This window comes from Lysinibacillus sp. NPDC095746, assembly GCF_044763535.1.
Taxonomy (GTDB): domain Bacteria; phylum Bacillota; class Bacilli; order Bacillales_A; family Planococcaceae; genus Lysinibacillus.
Map to the genome: position 1 here is coordinate 109,863 of NZ_JBIWGL010000007.1, position 19,681 is coordinate 129,543.

Annotated in this window: 20 protein-coding genes and 2 other annotated features; of the genes, 19 read left to right on the forward strand and 1 reads right to left on the reverse strand. The window is 39.1% G+C overall.

Annotated elements, in window-relative coordinates; translation table 11 throughout:
- The first annotated feature begins 45 nt into the window (after window positions 1-45).
- The gene (locus tag ACIQ7N_RS07380; RefSeq protein ID WP_402931218.1) at window positions 46-1,131 is read left to right on the forward strand and encodes a PIN/TRAM domain-containing protein; all 1,086 of its coding nucleotides are present in this window, start codon (window positions 46-48) and stop codon (window positions 1,129-1,131) included.
- Window positions 1,132-1,143: 12 nt separating this feature from the next.
- Window positions 1,144-1,827, forward strand: a complete 684-nt coding sequence (gene ispD / locus ACIQ7N_RS07385) for a 2-C-methyl-D-erythritol 4-phosphate cytidylyltransferase (RefSeq protein WP_132362731.1) — start codon at window positions 1,144-1,146, stop codon at window positions 1,825-1,827.
- Window positions 1,828-1,980: 153 nt separating this feature from the next.
- On the opposite strand, the gene ACIQ7N_RS07390 is transcribed toward ispD, so the two are convergent.
- Window positions 1,981-3,639: an SWIM zinc finger family protein gene (locus ACIQ7N_RS07390; protein WP_402931220.1), complete on the reverse strand. Its 1,659-nt coding sequence runs from the start codon at window positions 3,637-3,639 to the stop codon at window positions 1,981-1,983.
- A 281-nt stretch (window positions 3,640-3,920) separates the two neighbouring features.
- On the opposite strand from ACIQ7N_RS07390, the gene ispF reads away from it, so the two are divergent.
- From ispF to rpoB, 17 genes are all read left to right on the forward strand, one after another.
- Window positions 3,921-4,397, forward strand: coding sequence for a 2-C-methyl-D-erythritol 2,4-cyclodiphosphate synthase (gene ispF, locus ACIQ7N_RS07395; protein WP_402931222.1), 477 nt, complete (start codon window positions 3,921-3,923; stop codon window positions 4,395-4,397).
- Window positions 4,398-4,489: 92 nt separating this feature from the next.
- On the forward strand, window positions 4,490-5,950 hold the full coding sequence (gltX, locus tag ACIQ7N_RS07400) for a glutamate--tRNA ligase (RefSeq protein ID WP_402931224.1): 1,461 nt from the start codon (window positions 4,490-4,492) through the stop codon (window positions 5,948-5,950).
- Window positions 5,951-6,000: 50 nt separating this feature from the next.
- Window positions 6,001-6,219, forward strand: a binding site (T-box leader).
- Window positions 6,220-6,404: 185 nt separating this feature from the next.
- On the forward strand, window positions 6,405-7,055 hold the full coding sequence (gene epsC / locus ACIQ7N_RS07405; protein ID WP_132362659.1) for a serine O-acetyltransferase EpsC: 651 nt from the start codon (window positions 6,405-6,407) through the stop codon (window positions 7,053-7,055).
- Entirely contained in the window at window positions 7,052-8,452 is a 1,401-nt protein-coding gene (cysS, locus tag ACIQ7N_RS07410) for a cysteine--tRNA ligase (protein ID WP_248717493.1), read from the forward strand. Before epsC ends, cysS begins: the two co-directional genes overlap by 4 nt.
- Window positions 8,453-8,457: 5 nt before the next feature.
- Window positions 8,458-8,877, forward strand: coding sequence for a Mini-ribonuclease 3 (locus ACIQ7N_RS07415; protein ID WP_274066678.1), 420 nt, complete (start codon window positions 8,458-8,460; stop codon window positions 8,875-8,877).
- Window positions 8,877-9,629 carry a 23S rRNA (guanosine(2251)-2'-O)-methyltransferase RlmB gene (gene rlmB, locus ACIQ7N_RS07420; RefSeq protein WP_132362665.1) on the forward strand — a complete coding sequence of 251 codons (753 nt, stop codon included), beginning with the start codon at window positions 8,877-8,879 and terminating at the stop codon, window positions 9,627-9,629. The genes ACIQ7N_RS07415 and rlmB overlap by 1 nt, the downstream gene beginning before the upstream one ends.
- 2 nt (window positions 9,630-9,631) lie before the next feature.
- Complete coding sequence (locus ACIQ7N_RS07425; RefSeq protein ID WP_248719271.1) at window positions 9,632-10,144, forward strand: NYN domain-containing protein; 513 nt, start codon at window positions 9,632-9,634, stop codon at window positions 10,142-10,144.
- Between the two features lie 68 nt (window positions 10,145-10,212).
- On the forward strand, window positions 10,213-10,860 hold the full coding sequence (gene sigH / locus ACIQ7N_RS07430; protein WP_049662792.1) for an RNA polymerase sporulation sigma factor SigH: 648 nt from the start codon (window positions 10,213-10,215) through the stop codon (window positions 10,858-10,860).
- Between the two features lie 76 nt (window positions 10,861-10,936).
- Window positions 10,937-11,083, forward strand: a complete 147-nt coding sequence (gene rpmG / locus ACIQ7N_RS07435) for a 50S ribosomal protein L33 (RefSeq protein ID WP_132362667.1) — start codon at window positions 10,937-10,939, stop codon at window positions 11,081-11,083.
- A gap of 48 nt (window positions 11,084-11,131) precedes the next feature.
- Window positions 11,132-11,317 carry a preprotein translocase subunit SecE gene (gene secE, locus ACIQ7N_RS07440; RefSeq protein ID WP_053596042.1) on the forward strand — a complete coding sequence of 62 codons (186 nt, stop codon included), beginning with the start codon at window positions 11,132-11,134 and terminating at the stop codon, window positions 11,315-11,317.
- A 517-nt stretch (window positions 11,318-11,834) separates the two neighbouring features.
- Window positions 11,835-12,368 (forward strand): transcription termination/antitermination protein NusG, encoded by a 534-nt coding sequence (gene nusG, locus ACIQ7N_RS07445; RefSeq protein WP_049662801.1) that lies wholly within the window; start codon window positions 11,835-11,837, stop codon window positions 12,366-12,368.
- 225 nt (window positions 12,369-12,593) lie between these two features.
- Window positions 12,594-13,019: a 50S ribosomal protein L11 gene (gene rplK / locus ACIQ7N_RS07450; RefSeq protein ID WP_004233593.1), complete on the forward strand. Its 426-nt coding sequence runs from the start codon at window positions 12,594-12,596 to the stop codon at window positions 13,017-13,019.
- Window positions 13,020-13,141: 122 nt separating this feature from the next.
- Window positions 13,142-13,840, forward strand: coding sequence for a 50S ribosomal protein L1 (rplA, locus tag ACIQ7N_RS07455; protein ID WP_402931227.1), 699 nt, complete (start codon window positions 13,142-13,144; stop codon window positions 13,838-13,840).
- 61 nt (window positions 13,841-13,901) lie between these two features.
- Window positions 13,902-14,048: a sequence feature (ribosomal protein L10 leader region), on the forward strand.
- Between the two features lie 32 nt (window positions 14,049-14,080).
- On the forward strand, window positions 14,081-14,581 hold the full coding sequence (rplJ, locus tag ACIQ7N_RS07460) for a 50S ribosomal protein L10 (protein ID WP_134022296.1): 501 nt from the start codon (window positions 14,081-14,083) through the stop codon (window positions 14,579-14,581).
- 68 nt (window positions 14,582-14,649) lie between these two features.
- The gene (rplL, locus tag ACIQ7N_RS07465; RefSeq protein WP_132362671.1) at window positions 14,650-15,009 is read left to right on the forward strand and encodes a 50S ribosomal protein L7/L12; all 360 of its coding nucleotides are present in this window, start codon (window positions 14,650-14,652) and stop codon (window positions 15,007-15,009) included.
- A gap of 76 nt (window positions 15,010-15,085) precedes the next feature.
- Window positions 15,086-15,688: a class I SAM-dependent methyltransferase gene (locus tag ACIQ7N_RS07470; RefSeq protein WP_402931229.1), complete on the forward strand. Its 603-nt coding sequence runs from the start codon at window positions 15,086-15,088 to the stop codon at window positions 15,686-15,688.
- A 242-nt stretch (window positions 15,689-15,930) separates the two neighbouring features.
- Window positions 15,931-19,506, forward strand: a complete 3,576-nt coding sequence (gene rpoB / locus ACIQ7N_RS07475) for a DNA-directed RNA polymerase subunit beta (protein WP_402931231.1) — start codon at window positions 15,931-15,933, stop codon at window positions 19,504-19,506.
- Window positions 19,507-19,681 lie beyond the last annotated feature (175 nt).

Below are 19,681 nucleotides of genomic sequence, written 5' to 3' on the forward strand. Positions count from 1 at the left end.
AGTAAACTATGTATAATTAAATAGTAAAAATGGGAGGTGACAGTTATGAAAAAATTTGTTCAAATTGCTTTTTTACTGATTGGAGGAGCATTAGGCCTTGTTTTCTTACCGCCATTATACGAATTGCTTCATTTATCATCTAATCCTTGGCTTGATAATCCCTACGTATCAGTAGCTTTAGGAGCGCTTTTACTGTTTACACTATCATTTGCCTTTTCAGATTATTTCGTAAGGCTAATTAGTTGGATGGAAGACGTGCTATTTAAAGTACCTGTTGGAGATTTATTATTTGGTACACTGGGACTTATTATCGGGCTAATCGTTGCTTATTTCTTAGGATTTGCAATTGATAGTATTGATTTACCGAAATTTACAAAGGTTTTACCAATTATATTGTCATTTGTGCTGGGCTATTTAGGGTTCCGTGTAGGCTTTAAAAAGCGAGATGAATTAATCCAGCTATTTACGTTACGTGGTAATAATACGAAGAAAAAGTTAACGGAAGGTGCAGAGCCTCAAGAAGTACGAGGTAGCTATAAACTGTTAGATACTAGTGTTATTATTGATGGTCGTATTGCAGATATTTCTGAGACAGGCTTTATAGAAGGTACGCTAGTTGTACCCCAATTTGTCCTTACTGAGCTCCAGCATATTGCTGATTCTTCGGATACATTAAAGCGTACAAGAGGTCGTCGTGGCTTAGATATTTTGAAGAAATTACAAGATGAACGTATGACGAAGGTACAGATTACTGAAGAGGACTTTGAGGATGTTCAAGAGGTTGATTTAAAACTAGTACGCCTTGCAAAGAAAATGGGGCACGATACACAAATTGTTACGAACGACTTTAACCTAAACAAAGTTTGTGAGCTCCACCACGTTAAAGTGCTGAACATCAATGATTTAGCAAATGCAGTAAAGCCTGTCGTTATTCCAGGTGAGGATATGCAAGTGATGGTCATTAAAGATGGTAAAGAGCATAATCAAGGGGTTGCCTATTTAGATGACGGCACAATGATCGTTGTTGAAGGGGGACGTAGCTATATAGGACAGGCAATTACAGTAACCGTAACAAGTGTTCTTCAAACATCAGCAGGTCGTATGATTTTTGCTAAACCAAAGGATGACTAGGAAGTGGGAAATGTGCAATATGAAGTAGTGTTGCCTGCTGCGGGAAGCGGAAAGCGAATGGGTGCAGGGCAAAATAAGTTATTTTTAAATCTTTTAGAAAAACCAATCCTCATACACACACTAGAGGTTTTTGAACAGGACAGCCAGTGTACTGGTATTTGGCTTGCAGTGAAGCCGGAAGAGCGTGTATTTATTCAAGAAATGTTAGAGAGGTATGGAATTACTAAAGTTAAAGGCTTACCTGATGGTGGTGCAGAACGACAGCATTCCGTCCATTCTTGCATGAAAGAAATGAAGCAGGTTGATATTGTGCTTGTGCATGATGCTGCGCGTCCGTTTATTACGCATGATATTATTGCAAATCTTGTACAAAGTGCATATAATTTTGGCGCTGCGATTGCGGGTGTTCGTGCGAAGGATACGATGAAAAAAGTGCGCGATGGTGTTATTGAAGAGACGATTGATCGAGAAAGCTTATGGATGATCCAAACCCCACAAGCATTTCAATTTGATTTAATTGTAGAGGCGGAGGATGTAGCTGAGAAGGTGGGCTTCCTTGGCACAGATGAAGCAATGCTTGTTGAGCGTCTCGGACATGAGGTGCATATTGTGGAAAGTAGCTACGAGAATGTAAAGATGACGACGCAAGAGGATTTAGTTTTCGGTGAAGCGATATTGCGTAAACGTGCTTTGTAAAGAGTAGTTGAGAAACATTAGGTAAATTACAATGGTAGCAGCTAAGCAGCATACAAAATCCCGTAAAGAAGTAGCACTATAACTTCTTACGGGATTTTATTTTAACTTCTATTAGCGATGTTCTTAAGCAACGCTTTTTGCAGGGGAAATCCACTATTTCATAATATTCTTTAATTCCTCTATAAAAGCAGGGCGTTTTGGGTAAGTTTGTAGTAAATCAGTAATTAACCGTTCAGCTTCTACGGTATAACCTGCCTTACGCATAACATTGATTGAACGACAGACGTCTTTATAATTTTTTCGATTAGAGGAAGATTGAGCATCTATGGTGATGGCATCAATGAAAAGTGCACAAACTTCTTCATAGTACTGTTCTTTAATGAATTGATAATAGTGACCTATTCTTGTTGGGTATTCTTTGCAATAGTCTAGAATACGTTTAGATTGCTGTTCTTCTACAATAATTCTTGCATATAAGTTCGAATTGGTAAGGCTATTTAATAATTCTTCTAGAACCTCTGGCCATTGTTCAGTAGAGTGAAGAGCTTTGAACTCTTTGTAAAAATCATATTCACCCTTTTGCATTAGCTCTAAAGCTAATTCGCGCATTTCTTCTGTATGCCCTAAATGCTGATGAGCTTTAAAGGCGTAACGTTTCCACATGCTCACAATGCCAGGGAGTTGTTGATCTTGCTGGATTCCATCAGTTGTCAATTGTAATACTTTTTCATATTCACCGCGGTTAATAGCAGATTGAATTATTTGCTCACGCATATGGTAGTCCTCGATATGCTTCTCCAAAAATGCTTCTACTTCCTTACTACTGTATTTATTCTGTAATAAGTGAAGCTCAACCTGTTTTAATTCTTTGTTTATATATTGTGCGTTCCAATCATCTGATGAGCTTGCCATTGAATAAATAAGGGTTTTAAACTGTTTTTCAATCTCATCGTATAAACAAAGAGAAACACAGGCGTTGAGAAGTTGAATTCGACATTCTACCCAGTCATCAAACTCGTGTTGCATTGCTTTTTGAATAACAAGTTCATATACTGTTTCATACTGCTCTTTTGACCAAAAGGTTGCCCCCTCTTCAATCGCTTGACTAATTAATTCTAGACTTTCTCTAATGGCATCGCCGAAATGACCATCGGAATCATCACCATATTGTAGTGCTTCTAATGCATATTGGAGGCACAGAAAACTTAGCTCGATAGCTGTAATATTATCCTCTTTGTCGATATGTTCCTCAGCGTGCTGAAGTGTTGCGTAGACACCTTTTAGTGCTTTCGATGCCCGATGGCGTGGGATAAAACCACTTCTCCCCTCTTGCCCCCATTTCAGATGCTGGACAATCATTTTTTTAGCGGCCATTACTATATCAGTTGGCTCCATTAGCCGGATTTCTAATTCTTGTAAGAAATCAGGAGAATTCTTCCCGACTGTTAAAATTAGGCTTATTAAATTTTCTTTTGTTTGTGTTGTTAACAATTGCTGTAATGTTGATTTTTTTGCTTTAGATGATTTGGATACCGATACAGGAGGATTGTAAAACTGTTCCTTAATCTCGTATAGCACAGCAACAATATGCTTGCAATCATCATCATAAGGGCAGTCGCAATTCGCGTATGTAATATCACCTTGTGCATTGAAGGTGACATCTACAGTATAGGGTTCAGTTCCTTCAACTTCTGCCCGCCAGTTGCTAGTGTCAATTTGCATAATATCAATGACTTGATTATTCATATAATAATCGTACCCACGTTGTACAATTACTTTTTTAAACTGTTTTTCAAAAGAATTAATGTTCATTTCAACACAGCCTTTTCGTATTTTATTAATGCAAGCATATCAAAAAATGAGAGAAAAAAGAGAGCCAAATATTATACCTTTGCCGAGACACTCATTTCCTAGGAAATATGTTAAAATGTGAGGGTATAATATAGAGTAAATATAGAAGTGAAGGAAGGTGAATGAGGCTGCCTTATAAGCTGAATGGAAGCTTTTTAAGTCTGCATATTTGTTGAAGCGAATGAGCTTCAGTTGGTGGATTTTCTTGTTTTATTTATCTTATTAGACAGTTTCAAAATCATATGTTTCGAGTGGGACAAGGATTTGACGTGCATGCATTTGAAGAAGGACGTCCATTAATTATTGGTGGTATAACAATTCCTCATGAAAAAGGGTTAGTAGGGCATTCCGACGCAGATGTTTTATTACACACTGTAACAGATGCGGCGTTAGGGGCTATTGGTGAGGGAGATATCGGTCGTCATTTCCCAGATACAGATCCTGCGTTCAAGGATGCTGATTCGGCGAAATTATTAGCGTATATTTGGAATATTGTTGAGGAAAAGGGCTATGTTCTAGGTAATGTGGATTGTACGATTATGGCACAGCGTCCGAAAATGGCGCCGTATATTCAACAAATGCAACATCGTATTGCTGAATTGCTTCATGCAGAGCCTTCTCAAGTGAATGTAAAAGCAACAACAACTGAGCGTTTAGGTTTTACAGGTCGCGAGGAAGGGATTGCTGCGATGGCGACAATCCTATTGATTAAGAAATAAAAGCAGGCTCTAAAGCGCTTTTATTTCCTGTAACAGAGTGGTAAAATGAACAAAGTCAATTTTTTGATCGAAAATTTAGGAGGCTTTTAATTATGGCGAAAGAAGTTCGTGTTCGTTACGCGCCATCCCCTACTGGTTTCTTACATATCGGTGGAGCGCGTACAGCGTTATTTAACTATTTATATGCAAAACATCATAACGGTAAATTCATCGTACGTATTGAGGATACAGATATTGAGCGTAATGTAGAGGGCGGAGAAGCATCTCAGTTAGATAATTTAAAATGGTTAGGCATAGCGTATGATGAGTCGATCGATATTGGTGGCCCATATGCACCTTACCGTCAAATGGAGCGTCTTGATATTTATAAAGAGCACGCTGACAAGCTATTAGAGCAAGGTTTAGCTTACAAATGCTTCTGTTCTTCTGAGAAATTAGAAGCGTCTCGTGAAGAACAAAAAGCACGAGGTGTTGCAGCTCCAACTTATGATGGTACTTGTCGTCATTTATCAGCAGAGGAAGTTGCAGCTAAAGAAGCTGCCGGTGAACCATATACAATTCGTATGCGCGTACCTGAAAATGTAACATATGAATTTGAAGACTTAGTACGTGGACAAGTAGCGTTTGAATCAAAAGATATTGGGGACTGGGTTCTTGTTAAAGCGAACGGTATTCCTACGTATAACTATGCGGTAGTGTTAGATGATCACTTTATGGAAATTTCGCATGTATTCCGTGGTGAAGAGCATTTATCGAATACACCAAAACAAATGATGATCTTTGATGCATTCGGCTGGGAATATCCACGCTTTGGTCATATGACATTAATCATTAATGAAAACCGCAAAAAATTATCAAAACGTGATGAATCGATTATTCAATTCGTCACACAGTATAAAGATTTAGGCTACCTACCTGAAGCGATGTTCAACTTCTTCGCATTACTTGGTTGGTCTCCTGAGGGAGAAGAAGAGATTTTCTCAAAAGAGGAATTTATTAAAATCTTTGATGAAAAACGTCTTTCAAAATCACCATCTATGTTTGATAAACAAAAGCTTACTTGGATGAATAACCAATACATTAAAAAATTATCTTTAGAAGAAGTAGTAGTATTATCTTTACCGCACTTACAAAAAGCTGGTTTACTACCAGAGGAGTTAACAGAAGAAGAACGTGCATGGGCTACAGATTTAATCGCACTTTATCATGAACAAATGAGCTTTGGTGCTGAAATTGTAGAACTATCTCGCCTATTCTTTAATGATCATATTGAATATGATGAAGAAGCAAAAGCAGTTTTAGCAGGGGAGCAGGTACCTGAGGTAATGGCTGCATTTAAAGCACAGCTTGAAGGTTTAGAAGAATTTACGCCTGATGCTGTCAAAGCGGCTATTAAAGCTGTTCAAAAAGAAACAGGTCACAAAGGTAAAAATCTATTTATGCCAATCCGCGTTGTCACAACAGGTGAAACGCATGGTCCAGAACTTCCTAACGCGATTTGCTTAATTGGTAAACAGAAAACAATTAACCGTGTAGAAAAATTTGCGCAATAAGTAGAAATTGATTGACAATTTATAAGTTCGTTGTAAAATGTATTTACATTGAGAAAGCGTTGATAAGGAGAAGTAAGTGGCGCATGCTCTATAGAGAGGACCATCACCGGCTGAAAGTGGTCTGAGCCAAGGCAAAACTGAAATGCACCTTTGAGCATAAAGCTGAACAACAAGTAGGCTTTATCGATTCGTTCCCGTTACAGAACGTCCAAAGTGGAAGGCATACGCCTTCAATCAGAGTGGAACCGCGCAAATTTAGCGTCTCTGTCATTCCTTTTTGGGATGATAGGGGCGCTTTTTATTTTCTAGACAGATGACTTGAAGCGATGGATGCGCCGGATTCTACTTCACTGACTCTGCGGTGAGGTCAACGTCAGCTATAATATTTCAATGGCCAGGGATGCAAGTGGTTGTGTGGAATTAAAGCAGATCAAAACGAAAAGGGGGAGCTTTTGTGTTTAAAAGAATGAAGGAAGATGTAGAAACAATTTTTGAGAATGATCCAGCGGCGCGTAGTGTATTCGAAGTTATATTAACATACTCAGGTTTGCACGCTACTTGGTCACATCGAGTTGCCCATTGGTTCTTTAAAAAGCGTTTTTATTTTATAGCCCGTGCCATTTCACAAATTAGTCGCTTCTTTACTGGAATTGAAATTCATCCTGGAGCGAAAATCGGTCGCCGTTTCTTTATTGACCATGGGATGGGCGTTGTAATTGGTGAAACATGTGAGATCGGTGATAATGTAACGTTGTATCAAGGTGTAACTTTAGGCGGTACAGGAAAAGAAAAGGGGAAACGCCATCCGACGTTAGAGGATAATGTACTAGTTGCGACAGGTGCAAAAGTGTTAGGTTCTATTACAATTGGTGAAAATAGTAAAATTGGTGCAGGCTCGGTTGTCTTAAAAGAAGTGCCACCAAATGCTACAGTTGTCGGTATTCCTGGTAAAATAGTGATTAAGGATGGCGTTCGTCTAGAGAAAAAACTAGACCACCAAAATATACCTGACCCTGTAGAAGAACGTTGTCAAGCTTTCGAGAAGCAGATTGCAGCATTGAATCAGAAAATCGAGCGCTTACAAAAGGAGAGAGAAACACAATGAGTATTCAAATTTTCAACTCATTAACACGACAAAAGGAAACTTTCGTACCGCTGGAAGACGGCAAAGTAAAAATGTACGTTTGCGGTCCGACAGTTTATAACTACATTCATATTGGAAATTCACGACCTGTAATTGTCTACGATACAGTACGTCGTTATTTCCAATACAAAGGCTATGATGTGAAATTTGTTTCAAATTTTACAGATGTGGACGACAAAATTATTAAGGCTGCAAATGAACTTGGAGAAGAAGTTCATGAATTAACGGAGCGCTTTATTGCCGCATACTTTGAAGATGTTTCAGCGCTAGGTTGTAAGAAAGCAGATGTACATCCGCGTGTAACAGAGCATATGGATGATATCATTCAATTTATTCAAGTTTTAGTCGATAAGGGCTATGCTTATGAATCAGCTGGTGATGTCTATTACCGAACTCGTAAATTTAATGGTTACGGTAAATTATCTCACCAATCGGTGGATGATTTAAAAATTGGTGCTCGTATAGAAGCAGGCGAGAAAAAAGATGACGCGTTAGATTTCGCTCTATGGAAAGCTGTAAAACCAGGTGAAATTTACTGGGAAAGTCCTTGGGGCAAAGGACGTCCGGGTTGGCATATTGAGTGCTCTGTAATGGCACGTGAGCATTTAGGAGATACTATTGATATTCATGCTGGTGGGCAAGATTTAACATTCCCGCATCACGAAAATGAAATTGCACAATCAGAAGCTCATAATGATAAAACATTTGCGCGTTATTGGATGCACAATGGATATATTAATATTGATAATGAAAAAATGTCGAAATCCCTTGGTAACTTTATACTTGTTAATGATATTCGCAAACAAATTGACCCACAAGTTTTACGCTTCTTTATGCTTTCTGTGCATTATCGTCATCCGATTAACTTTGCGAAGGATTTAGTAGATGCAGCAGCAAATGGATTAGAACGAATTCGTACTGCCTACAATAATGTGAAACACCGTTTAACAGCAACTGCGAGCTTAGGTGATCACTCAGAAGAATGGCTTAAAAAAATTGCTGAACAAAAAGCACACTTTGAAGAAGCGATGGATGATGACTTTAATACAGCCAATGCCATTTCTGTATTATTCGAATTAGCGCGTATCGCAAATATTTATCTAAATGAAACGAATACTGATGAAAAAGTATTAGTAAGTTTTACTGAAACTTTTGAGGTGTTAGGTGACGTCTTAGGTATTGAATTTGTAAAAGAAGAAGAGCTATTAGACGAAGAAATTGAAGCACTGTTACAGGAACGTGTAGATGCACGTAAAAATCGTGACTTTGCTCGTTCGGATGAAATTCGTGACCATTTGCAAGCGCAAGGTATCATTTTAGAAGATACGCGACAAGGAACTAGATGGAAACGAGGGTAAGTAACTTGGATAAACTCCGCAACGAAGATGTTAAGCAATTGAATGCATTAGCGTTAGCCTATATGGGAGACGCAGTTTTAGAACAAAAGATACGAGAGCATTTATTACGTGCTGGCCGTGTCAAACCTAACACACTTCATAGAGAAGCGACACGTTACGTATCAGCTAAAGCACAATCTATGATAGTACATCGAATGATGGATGAAGGCTTTTTAACAGAGGAGGAGTTGGCTGTGTTCCGTCGTGGACGCAATGCCAAATCCGGCTCTGTGCCTAAAAATACAGATATTCAAACATACCGTAATAGCTCAGGCTTTGAGGCTGTGCTAGGTAGTTTATATTTATTAAATGAATTAGAACGCGTTTATGCAATCATTGCATACGCTATTCAAATCATCGAGGAATCAAAAGGAGTGTCAAATTAATGGCAGAGCAAAATGGTGAAATTATTGCCGGTAAAAACCCAGTGTTAGAAGCACTTCGTTCAGGCCGCGATATGAATAAAGTATGGATTGCAGAAGGTGTGAAAAAATCAGGCGTTAATGAACTGCTAGATTTAGCACGAGAACGTGGCGTTATCGTTCAATTTGTCCCGAAAAAAAAGGTGGATCAATTATCAGATGCCAACCACCAAGGAATAGTTGCCTCTGTTGCAGCATATAAATATGCGGAGCTAGAGGATTTATTTGCGGCAGCCGCAAAAAAACAAGAAGATCCATTCTTCTTAATTTTAGATGAGCTAGAAGACCCTCATAATCTGGGCTCTATTATGCGAACTGCTGATGCGATAGGTGCGCATGGTATTATTATTCCGAAGCGCCGTTCTGTGAGTCTGACAGCTGTAGTGGCAAAGGCATCAACTGGAGCAATTGAGCATGTACCTGTCGTTCGTGTTAATAATCTAGCGCAGACGGTAGATGAGCTGAAAGAGCGAGGGGTTTGGATTGCGGGTACAGATGCAAAAGGTTCTGCAGACTATCGTAAAATGGATGCAACATTGCCACTTGCGATTATTATTGGTAGTGAAGGGAAAGGAATGGGCCGCTTATTAAAAGAGAAATGTGACTTTTTATATCATTTACCGATGATTGGGCATGTCACATCACTAAATGCATCAGTAGCTGCTGCACTTTTAATGTACGAAGTGTATCGTAAACGTCAAGAAGCGAATGATTGACAATGAAAAATATTTTGCTTGTTGACGGCTATAATATGATAGGGGCTTGGAAAGAGCTTCGACCACTACGTGATACAAATTTTGAAGATGCCCGTAGGAGATTAATTGAGCTTATGGCTGAGTATAAGGCAGCTATAGGGTGGCGCGTAATTATAGTTTTTGACGCACACCTTGTACCGGGTGTAGAGCAAACTTATTTAGAAAATGATGTCGAAGTCATTTATACACGGAAAAACGAAACAGCAGATGAACGTATCGAGAAAATGACACACGAACTAAAAGCTAGAAATGTACAGATTCACGTAGCAACTTCTGATATGGCAGAGCAAAATGTTATTTTTGGTAATGGTGCTCTTCGAAAATCGGCAAGAGAGCTAGAAATTGATATGGGTATTATCCAACATAAAATTTCTCACGATGTGAAACGAAAACAAGATAGCAAGCCGCCTTCTCGTATAGCACTAAAGCCCGATGTTGCTTTAGCATTCGAAAAATGGCGGCGTGGTTTGAAATGATTGATTGACTCATATTTTCCAATTCCGTTATACTGTTCCTAATTATCTGTTGTAGCTGAGGTGATACCATGTTTAAAAATAGTATTGTACAAGTGACACAAGATTTTGAACGATTCAATGATGAAGAACTTATTGAAATGGTGCATCAAGGTAATACAGATGCGTTGGATTATTTAATTACGAAATACCGTTTGTTAGTGAGAGCGAAGGCTAGATCTTATTTTTTAATTGGTGCAGATAAAGAAGACATTGTGCAAGAGGGCATGATTGGTTTGTATAAAGCTATTCGTGATTTTAAGGGAGATAAGCTTGCTTCTTTTCGAGCATTTGCTGAATTATGTATTACAAGACAAATTATTACGGCTATTAAGACAGCTACAAGACAAAAGCATATACCGCTAAATTCTTATGTTTCTTTGGACAAGCCTATTTTTGATGAGGAGTCAGATCGTACTTTAATGGATGTGTTAACCGGTGCTATTATGGATGATCCGGAAGAATTAATGATTCATAGAGAAGAGTTTGGCTACTTAGAAGAAAAGATGGGTGAGATTTTAAGTGAATTAGAGCTACAAGTGTTAGCACTTTACTTAGACGGGCAATCTTACCATGAAATTTCTGAGAAATTAAATCGCCATGTGAAGTCTATTGACAATGCTTTACAACGAGTAAAGCGTAAATTAGAGCGACATTTAGTTCTTGAAGAAATGTCTTAGCGGTTGTATACCTTTGTTGACATTGACAAATATAGGTGTTAGTCTTGAAAAGACAAAGTGCCGAAAAGGTGATTATATGGCAAAAAAAGTCGTTCTAAATTGCGAAAAATGCGGATCGAGAAATTATACGTTTCCAGCTAAGGAAGATACAACTGTACGCCTCGAATTAAAGAAATTTTGCTCGCATTGCAATGAACATACAGTGCATAAACAAACGCTATAAAATAATTTGTAAATAGACAGATATGATTGATTCGGAGGTTAGGCTAGAATGGGCAAGATTAAAGGCTTTTTCAGCAATGTAATGTCGGAAATGCGCAAAACAAGCTGGCCAAAAAGTAAAGAACTGACGAAATATACAGTCGTTGTAATTTCAACTGTTGTAATTATGGCTTTATTTTTTGTGTTAGTAGACTTAGGTATTTCATCATTATTCCGCTGGTACTTAGAGTTATAATTTAGTAAATAGCATGTTAATACTTCTGAAATAGCCCGTCATGACAATAAACGGGTTTTTTCGTTTGTTTTATCTTCGCTGGAAGATAAAGCCTCCGGCGGATGTCACGGATTTTTAAAGGAATGACTATAAGGATTTAGCCTAAAGTCTTCGCGTCCTGCGAAAACGGCTAACTGACCTGCATCCTGCAGACCTGGGCACAATTGAAAATCCGGACGCATTGTTTATCTGCGCGAAAGTGAAGCGTCAGCTACAATTACGCCAAGGCGAAATTAAAGAAGTGAACAGCGGTAAAATATTCTCAATTGGATAAGTATGCTACTAGGGATAGTATGAGGGTAGCAATAGATGACTATGCTAGATTTGGTATATATCATCAGGCTTTTGCTAGCTGTTAGCGAAAGCTATGTTTTTCTAATGAGCAGTTTGTGAAAAGAGTAAACAATGCACTTAGCATATCGTGAATCATTTTCACTCTTATTTGTAAGGGAGGGACGGACGAGGAGTCCTAGTAGTTATGGAGAAAAATTGGTATGTTGTTCATACGTATTCAGGGTATGAAAACCGTGTAAAAGCAAACCTAGAGAAACGTGTAGAAACAATGGGTATGCAGGATAAGATTTTCCGTGTTATTGTACCTGAACATGAAGAAACAGAAATGAAGGATGGGAAAAAGCGTACTATGATGCGTAAAGTTTTCCCTGGTTATGTTTTAGTAGAGCTGATTATGACAGATGATTCATGGTATGTTGTTCGTAATACGCCGGGTGTAACTGGCTTTATCGGTTCATCTGGTGGCGGTGCAAAACCGACACCTTTATTGCCTGAAGAAGCGGATCGTCTACTTCAACAAATGGGAATGACTGACAAAATCGTAGAGATTGATATTTCTGTTGGAGAAGCAGTCGAAGTATTAGAAGGGCCATTTGCTCACTTCCAAGGACGTGTTGAAGAAATTGACACTGAAAAAGGAAAAGTGAAAGTTTCTGTCGATATGTTTGGTCGCGAAACAATTATGGAACTAGATTTTGAGCAAATACAAAAAATGTAGTTCTAGTAACTAAAGTACATATGTCTAAGACGTATGTCGCAGATTTTGTTAATTACTACTTGCTTAAAAAATTTAAAAGTGGTATCATTTCTAGGTCAGATTGTCATACTTTGGTTTGACGTCTACAATGATAATTTTAATGTTATCGGCAATTAGCTGACAGACAGATATTGAGTGGGAGGGGCAACCCAATTACCACATCACGGACTTAAGGAGGTGTGTCTCGTGGCTAAAAAAGTTATTAAAGTTGTTAAACTTCAAATCCCTGCTGGTAAAGCAAACCCAGCTCCACCGGTTGGTCCTGCATTAGGTCAAGCGGGTGTGAACATCATGGGATTCTGTAAAGAATTCAACGCGCGTACTGCAGATCAAGCTGGTCTTATCATTCCAGTTGAAATTTCAGTATTCGAGGACCGTTCATTCACTTTCATTACAAAAACTCCACCTGCAGCAGTACTACTTAAAGTAGCAGCTGGTATCCAATCTGGATCAGGTGAACCAAACCGTAAAAAAGTGGCAACGGTTAAACGTGATAAAGTTCGCGAAATCGCTGAAACTAAAATGCCAGACCTTAACGCTGCTTCAGTAGAAGCTGCAATGTTAATGGTTGAAGGTACTGCACGAAGCATGGGTATTGTTATCGAAGACTAATCCCAGTTTTACTTGATGATGTATTTGTTTTTTGGAAGGTTGCGGAGTTTCTTTGTGAACGCGCAACCTTTATTCGTGGGAGGTAAAATCCGCTATAACCACAATCAAGGAGGAATTATATAATGGCTAAAAAAGGTAAAAAACTGCAAGATGCAGCAAAATTAATCGACCGTAACACATTATACGGCGCTCAAGAAGCAATCGAACTTGCTCAAAAAACTAGCACAGTGAACTTCGACGCTACTGTAGAAGTTGCTTTCCGTCTAGGAATCGATACTCGTAAAAACGACCAACAAATCCGTGGTGCAGTAGTGTTACCAAACGGTACTGGTAAAACTCAACGCGTATTAGTATTCGCTAAAGGTGAAAAACTTAAAGAAGCTGAAGCTGCTGGTGCTGACTATGTAGGTGATGCAGAATACATCCAAAAAATCCAACAAGGTTGGTTTGATTTCGATGTAATCGTTGCAACTCCTGACATGATGGGTGAAGTTGGTAAACTTGGTCGCGTATTAGGACCTAAAGGTTTAATGCCAAACCCTAAAACTGGTACAGTTACTTTCGATGTAACAAAAGCTATCGCAGAAATCAAAGCTGGTAAAGTAGAATACCGTGCTGATAAAGCTGGTATCATCCACGCGCCTATCGGTAAAGTTTCTTTCCCTACAGAAAAATTAGTAGAAAACTTCTTAACTGTATTTGATGTAGTGCAAAAAGCAAAACCTGCAGCAGCTAAAGGTACTTACATGAAATCTGTAAACGTTACAACTACAATGGGTCCAGCTCTTAAAGTTGATGCTTCAAGCGTAGTAGTAAAATAATTTAAGTTTTTATGTAAATCTGTTGACGGCGCTGTCTATCTATGATAAGATGGTTGCTGTTGTGAATCATCCATTTGTACCGTAGACAGTAGGAGTGACTTGTCACTTAATGATCCTACCGAGGACAGCGGAATTCGGAATCTTATTTTAAAGATGATGACTTTCAGCCTCTGTGTCTATTTGACCCAGAGGCTTTTCTTTTGTCGGTATAAATGACCCATTCTAATAGGAGGTGTCATCATGAGCAAAGTTATCGAAAACAAACAAGCACAAGTTCAAGAGATTACTGAGAAATTCCAAAATGCTGCTTCTGTAGTAGTTGTGGATTACCGTGGTCTTAATGTTGCGCAAGTAACTGAACTTCGTAAACAACTTCGTGAAGCTGGTGTTGAGTTCAAAGTTTACAAAAACACTTTAACACGTCGTGCTACTGAAGCTGTTGGTCTTGAAGGAATCAATGACGTATTAGTTGGTCCTAACGCAATTGCGTTCTCAAATGAAGATGTTGTAGCTCCTGCTAAAATCATCAACGAGTTCGCTAAGAAAAACGAAGCTTTAGAAATTAAAGCGGGTATTATTGAAGGTACAATCTCATCTGTTGAAGATGTTAAAGCACTTGCAGAACTTCCATCACGCGAAGGTCTTCTTTCTATGCTTTTATCTGTACTTCAAGCTCCAGTGCGCAACTTCGCGCTTGCAACAAAAGCTGTTGCAGAACAAAAAGAAGAACAAGGCGCGTAATATACGCACTATAACTTCCGCGGCCTGACCGCAACAATAAAACATTATCCAATTAGGAGGAAATTATAATGAATAAAGAGCAAATCTTAGAAGCTATCAAAGCTATGACAGTTCTTGAATTAAACGATTTAGTAAAAGCTATCGAAGAAGAATTCGGTGTAACAGCTGCTGCTCCTGTAGCAGTAGTAGGTGCTGCTGCTGGCGCTGCTGAAGAAAAAACTGAGTTTGACGTAGTATTAGCATCTGCTGGTGCTGAAAAAATCAAAGTAATCAAAGTGGTTCGTGAAATCACTGGTTTAGGTCTTAAAGAAGCTAAAGAAGTAGTAGATAACGCTCCTAAAGCTCTTAAAGAAGGCGTTTCTAAAGATGAAGCTGAACAAATCAAAGCTAAACTTGAAGAAGTTGGCGCATCTGTAGAAGTTAAGTAATCTCGCGTTACTTGTAAACAAAAGGAAAGCTCGTCATTGTGGCGGGCTTTTTTCTTCATTCTGAGGAGGCGTGGAAATGTCAGATCACTATTATACGAGTAAGCCTCAAACCGAGAGTAAACCTCGTCACTGGACATTCAAGTTGTTAGGGCATACGTTTTCCTTTGAAACGGATGCAGGTGTATTTAGTAAAAGCGAAGTAGATTTTGGATCCCGTGTTTTAATAGATGCTTTTCAAATGCCTGATATTGATGGTGCGATTTTTGATGTGGGGTGTGGGTACGGACCGATCGGATTATCGATTGCCAAAACAAACCCAGACCGTAATGTTCTTATGATGGATATCAATGAACGTGCTGTTGCACTCTCGCAAAAAAATGCGCAAGTAAACGGTGTTCAAAATGTACGGATATTTGTGAGTGACGGACTATCGATGGTTGACAATGATGTAAACGCCGCAGCTATTTTAACCAATCCTCCAATTCGCGCAGGAAAGGAAACAATTTTCCGCTTTTACGATGGAGCTTATGATAAGCTAGTGTCATCTGGTGAGCTGTGGGTAGTAATACAGAAGAAGCAAGGTGCACCATCAACGGTAAGTTACTTAGAAGAAAAATTTTCTGAAGTCGATGTTGTGGAGAAGAAAAAAGGGTACTGGATAGTACGCGCGAAAAAATAAGTGAAATATGCATAAATTATTGACTTGACAAATCGGCTATGATAACATGATAAAATGCAAAAATATTATTTTGAGGTCGTATGCCCTTTTTGAATATGATTGTTATAATGTGGGTATACTTGCCAAGATAAGTTTAGTTAACCGAAAATGAGATCTTTTTGAAGACTCGTTTTCTTTTTGTCTTTCGAAATCATACACTATTTGTATGATTTTGCAAAGACCTAATATCGCTTTATTGAGGGGTGAATGAGTTGACAGGTCAACTAGTTCAGTATGGACAACACCGCCAGCGTAGAAGCTTTGCGCGTATTAACGAGGTGCTTGAGCTTCCAAATCTGATTGAGATTCAAACGGCGTCTTACGAGTGGTTCCTTGAAGAAGGTTTACGTGAAATGTTCCGTGACATTTCGCCGATCGAGGACTTTACAGGCAATCTTTCATTAGAATTCATCGATTATTCATTAGGAGATCCTAAATATGATGTTGATGAGTGTAAAGAGCGAGATGTTACTTACGCAGCTCCATTACGTGTGAAAGTACGTCTTTACAACAAAGAAACAGACGAAGTGAAAGAACAGGATGTCTTCATGGGTGACTTCCCATTGATGACAGAGACAGGTACGTTCATTATCAATGGTGCTGAACGTGTTATCGTTTCACAATTAGTTCGTTCACCAAGTGTGTATTTCCATGATAAAACTGATAAAAACGGTAAGAAAGGTTTCGGAGCGACAGTTATTCCGAACCGTGGTGCATGGTTAGAATATGAAACTGACGCGAAAGATGTAGTATACGTGCGTATTGACCGTACTCGTAAGCTACCAGTAACAGTGTTACTTCGTGCATTAGGCTTCGGTTCAGACCAAGAAATTATCGATATTATTGGTGATAACGAATATTTACGTAATACGTTAGAAAAAGATAACTCTGAAAGTACTGAAAAAGCACTTTTAGAAATCTATGAACGTTTACGTCCAGGTGAGCCACCAACAGTTGAAAGTGCGAAGAGTTTATTATACTCTCGTTTCTTCGATGCAAAACGCTATGATTTAGCGAATGTTGGTCGCTACAAAATGAATAAAAAGCTTCATATTAAAAATCGTTTATTTAACCAAACGATTGCTGAAACGCTTGTAGACCCAGAAACAGGCGAAATTTTAGTAGAGAAGGGTACAGTTCTTGATCGTCGTACTTTAGATAAAATCTTACCGTATTTAGAAGATTCATCAAAAGGGATCGGTTACCGCACTTTATCACAAGTTGGCGGGGTACTTGAAGACGATGTAACAATCCAGTCTATTAAAATTTATGCACCAAAAGATGAAGCGCAAAAAGAAATCAATATTATTGGTAATGCGTACATTGATGAAGAAGTGAAGAATATTACGCCTGCTGACGTACTATCTTCAGTAAGTTATTTCTTCAACTTACTTTACCAAGTAGGGGCAACAGATGATATCGACCACTTAGGTAACCGTCGTCTACGCTCTGTTGGTGAGCTTTTACAAAACCAATTCCGTATCGGTTTATCCCGTATGGAACGTGTAGTACGTGAGCGTATGTCTATTAACGATACTGCTGCGATCGTACCACAGCAATTAATTAATATTCGTCCGGTAATTGCGTCAATTAAAGAGTTCTTTGGTAGCTCTCAATTATCGCAATTCATGGACCAAACAAACCCATTGGCAGAGTTAACGCATAAGCGTCGTCTATCTGCATTAGGACCTGGTGGTTTAACACGTGAGCGTGCTGGTTTCGAAGTACGTGACGTTCACTATTCTCACTATGGTCGTATGTGTCCAATCGAGACACCAGAGGGTCCAAACATTGGTTTAATCAACTCTTTATCTTCATTTGCCAAAGTAAATAAATTTGGATTCATTGAAACACCTTATCGTCGTATTGACCATGAAACAGGTCGAGTAACGGATCAAATTGATTACTTAACAGCAGATGAAGAAGATAACTACTATGTAGCACAAGCAAACTCACCATTAAATCCTGATGGTACATTTGCTAAAGACGAAGTAGTAGGTCGTTTCCGTGGGGACAATACAGTATTTAATAAATCGCAAATGGACTACATGGATGTATCTCCTAAACAAGTAGTGTCAGCTGCGACTGCATGTATCCCGTTCTTAGAAAACGATGACTCGAACCGTGCACTTATGGGTGCCAACATGCAACGTCAAGCAGTTCCTCTTCTTAACCCAGAAGCACCATTCGTTGGTACTGGTATGGAACACGTTGATGCGCGTGACTCAGGTGCGGCTGTAGTAGCGAAGTATGATGGTATTGTTGAGCACGTTGAAGCTCGCTCTATCCATGTTCGCCGCATTGAAGTCGTTGACGGTAAAGAGGTAAAAGGCGATTTAACAAAATATAAATTACAAAAATTCATTCGTTCTAACCAAGGTACTTCATACAACCAACGTCCACTTGTAAAAGTTGGCGAACGCGTGAAACCTCGTGACATTTTAGCAGACGGTCCATCTATGGAAAAAGGTGAACTTGCTCTTGGTCGTAACGTACTTGTTGCGTTCATGACTTGGAACGGCTTTAACTATGAGGATGCTGTTATCATGAGCGAACGCCTTGTAAAAGACGATGTTTATACATCTGTTCATATTGAAGAATATGAATCAGAGTCTCGTGATACAAAATTAGGACCTGAAGAAATCACTCGCGATATTCCAAACGTTGGGGAAGATGCACTTCGTAACCTAGATGAACGTGGTATCATTCGCGTTGGTGCGGAAGTCCGTGATGGTGACATTCTTGTAGGTAAAGTAACACCTAAAGGGGTTACAGAATTAACAGCTGAGGAACGCTTGTTACATGCTATCTTCGGTGAAAAAGCTCGTGAAGTTCGTGATACTTCATTACGTGTACCACACGGTGCTGGCGGTATTATTCTTGACGTTAAAGTATTTAACCGTGAAGATGGCGATGAATTACCACCAGGTGTTAACCAATTAGTTCGTGCTTACATTGTTCAAAAACGTAAAATTCGCGTTGGGGACAAAATGGCCGGACGTCACGGTAACAAAGGGGTTATCTCTCGTATCTTACCGGAAGAGGATATGCCATTCATGCCAGACGGTACTCCTGTTGATATCATGTTAAACCCACTTGGCGTACCTTCTCGTATGAACATCGGACAAGTTTTAGAACTACACTTAGGTATGGCTTCTCGTTACTTAGGCGTTCATATGGCAACTCCAGTATTTGATGGTGCCAACGAAGAAGATGTTTGGGAAACAATGGAAGAAGCAGGTATGAACCGTGATGGTAAAACAATCCTGTATGATGGACGTTCAGGTGAACCATTCGATAACCGTGTATCAGTTGGTGTCATGTACATGATCAAACTTGCTCACATGGTTGATGATAAACTTCACGCTCGTTCAACAGGTCCTTATTCACTTGTTACTCAACAGCCGCTTGGTGGTAAAGCACAGTTCGGTGGACAACGTTTTGGTGAGATGGAAGTATGGGCACTTGAAGCATACGGTGCTGCTTATACACTTCAAGAAATCTTAACAGTTAAATCCGATGACGTTGTTGGTCGTGTGAAAACATACGAAGCAATCGTTAAAGGTGAAAGTGTACCAGAGCCAGGTGTTCCTGAATCATTCAAAGTATTGATTAAAGAACTTCAATCTCTTGGTATGGATGTAAAAATGTTAACAGTTAATGATGAAGAGGTAGAGCTTCGTGACTTAGACGAAGAAGATGATCTTCAACCAGCTGACGCACTTAACATTGCACCACAGCAAGAAAAGGAAGAAGAGCCAGTAGAGTCTTTTGAATAATGGAAAACGTTAGTTCACGCCTTTGTGAACACGGTCAAAGTTATTTTTCAAATTAGTCGGGCAGGATTCAACGCCCTGTCCGGCTTTTTCTTTTAACTTCTAATTATGCCGAGGCATAATTGATTAAATCATTCTATTTTTAATCCTTTGCCAAAGAGACATGATTCTTGCAAAC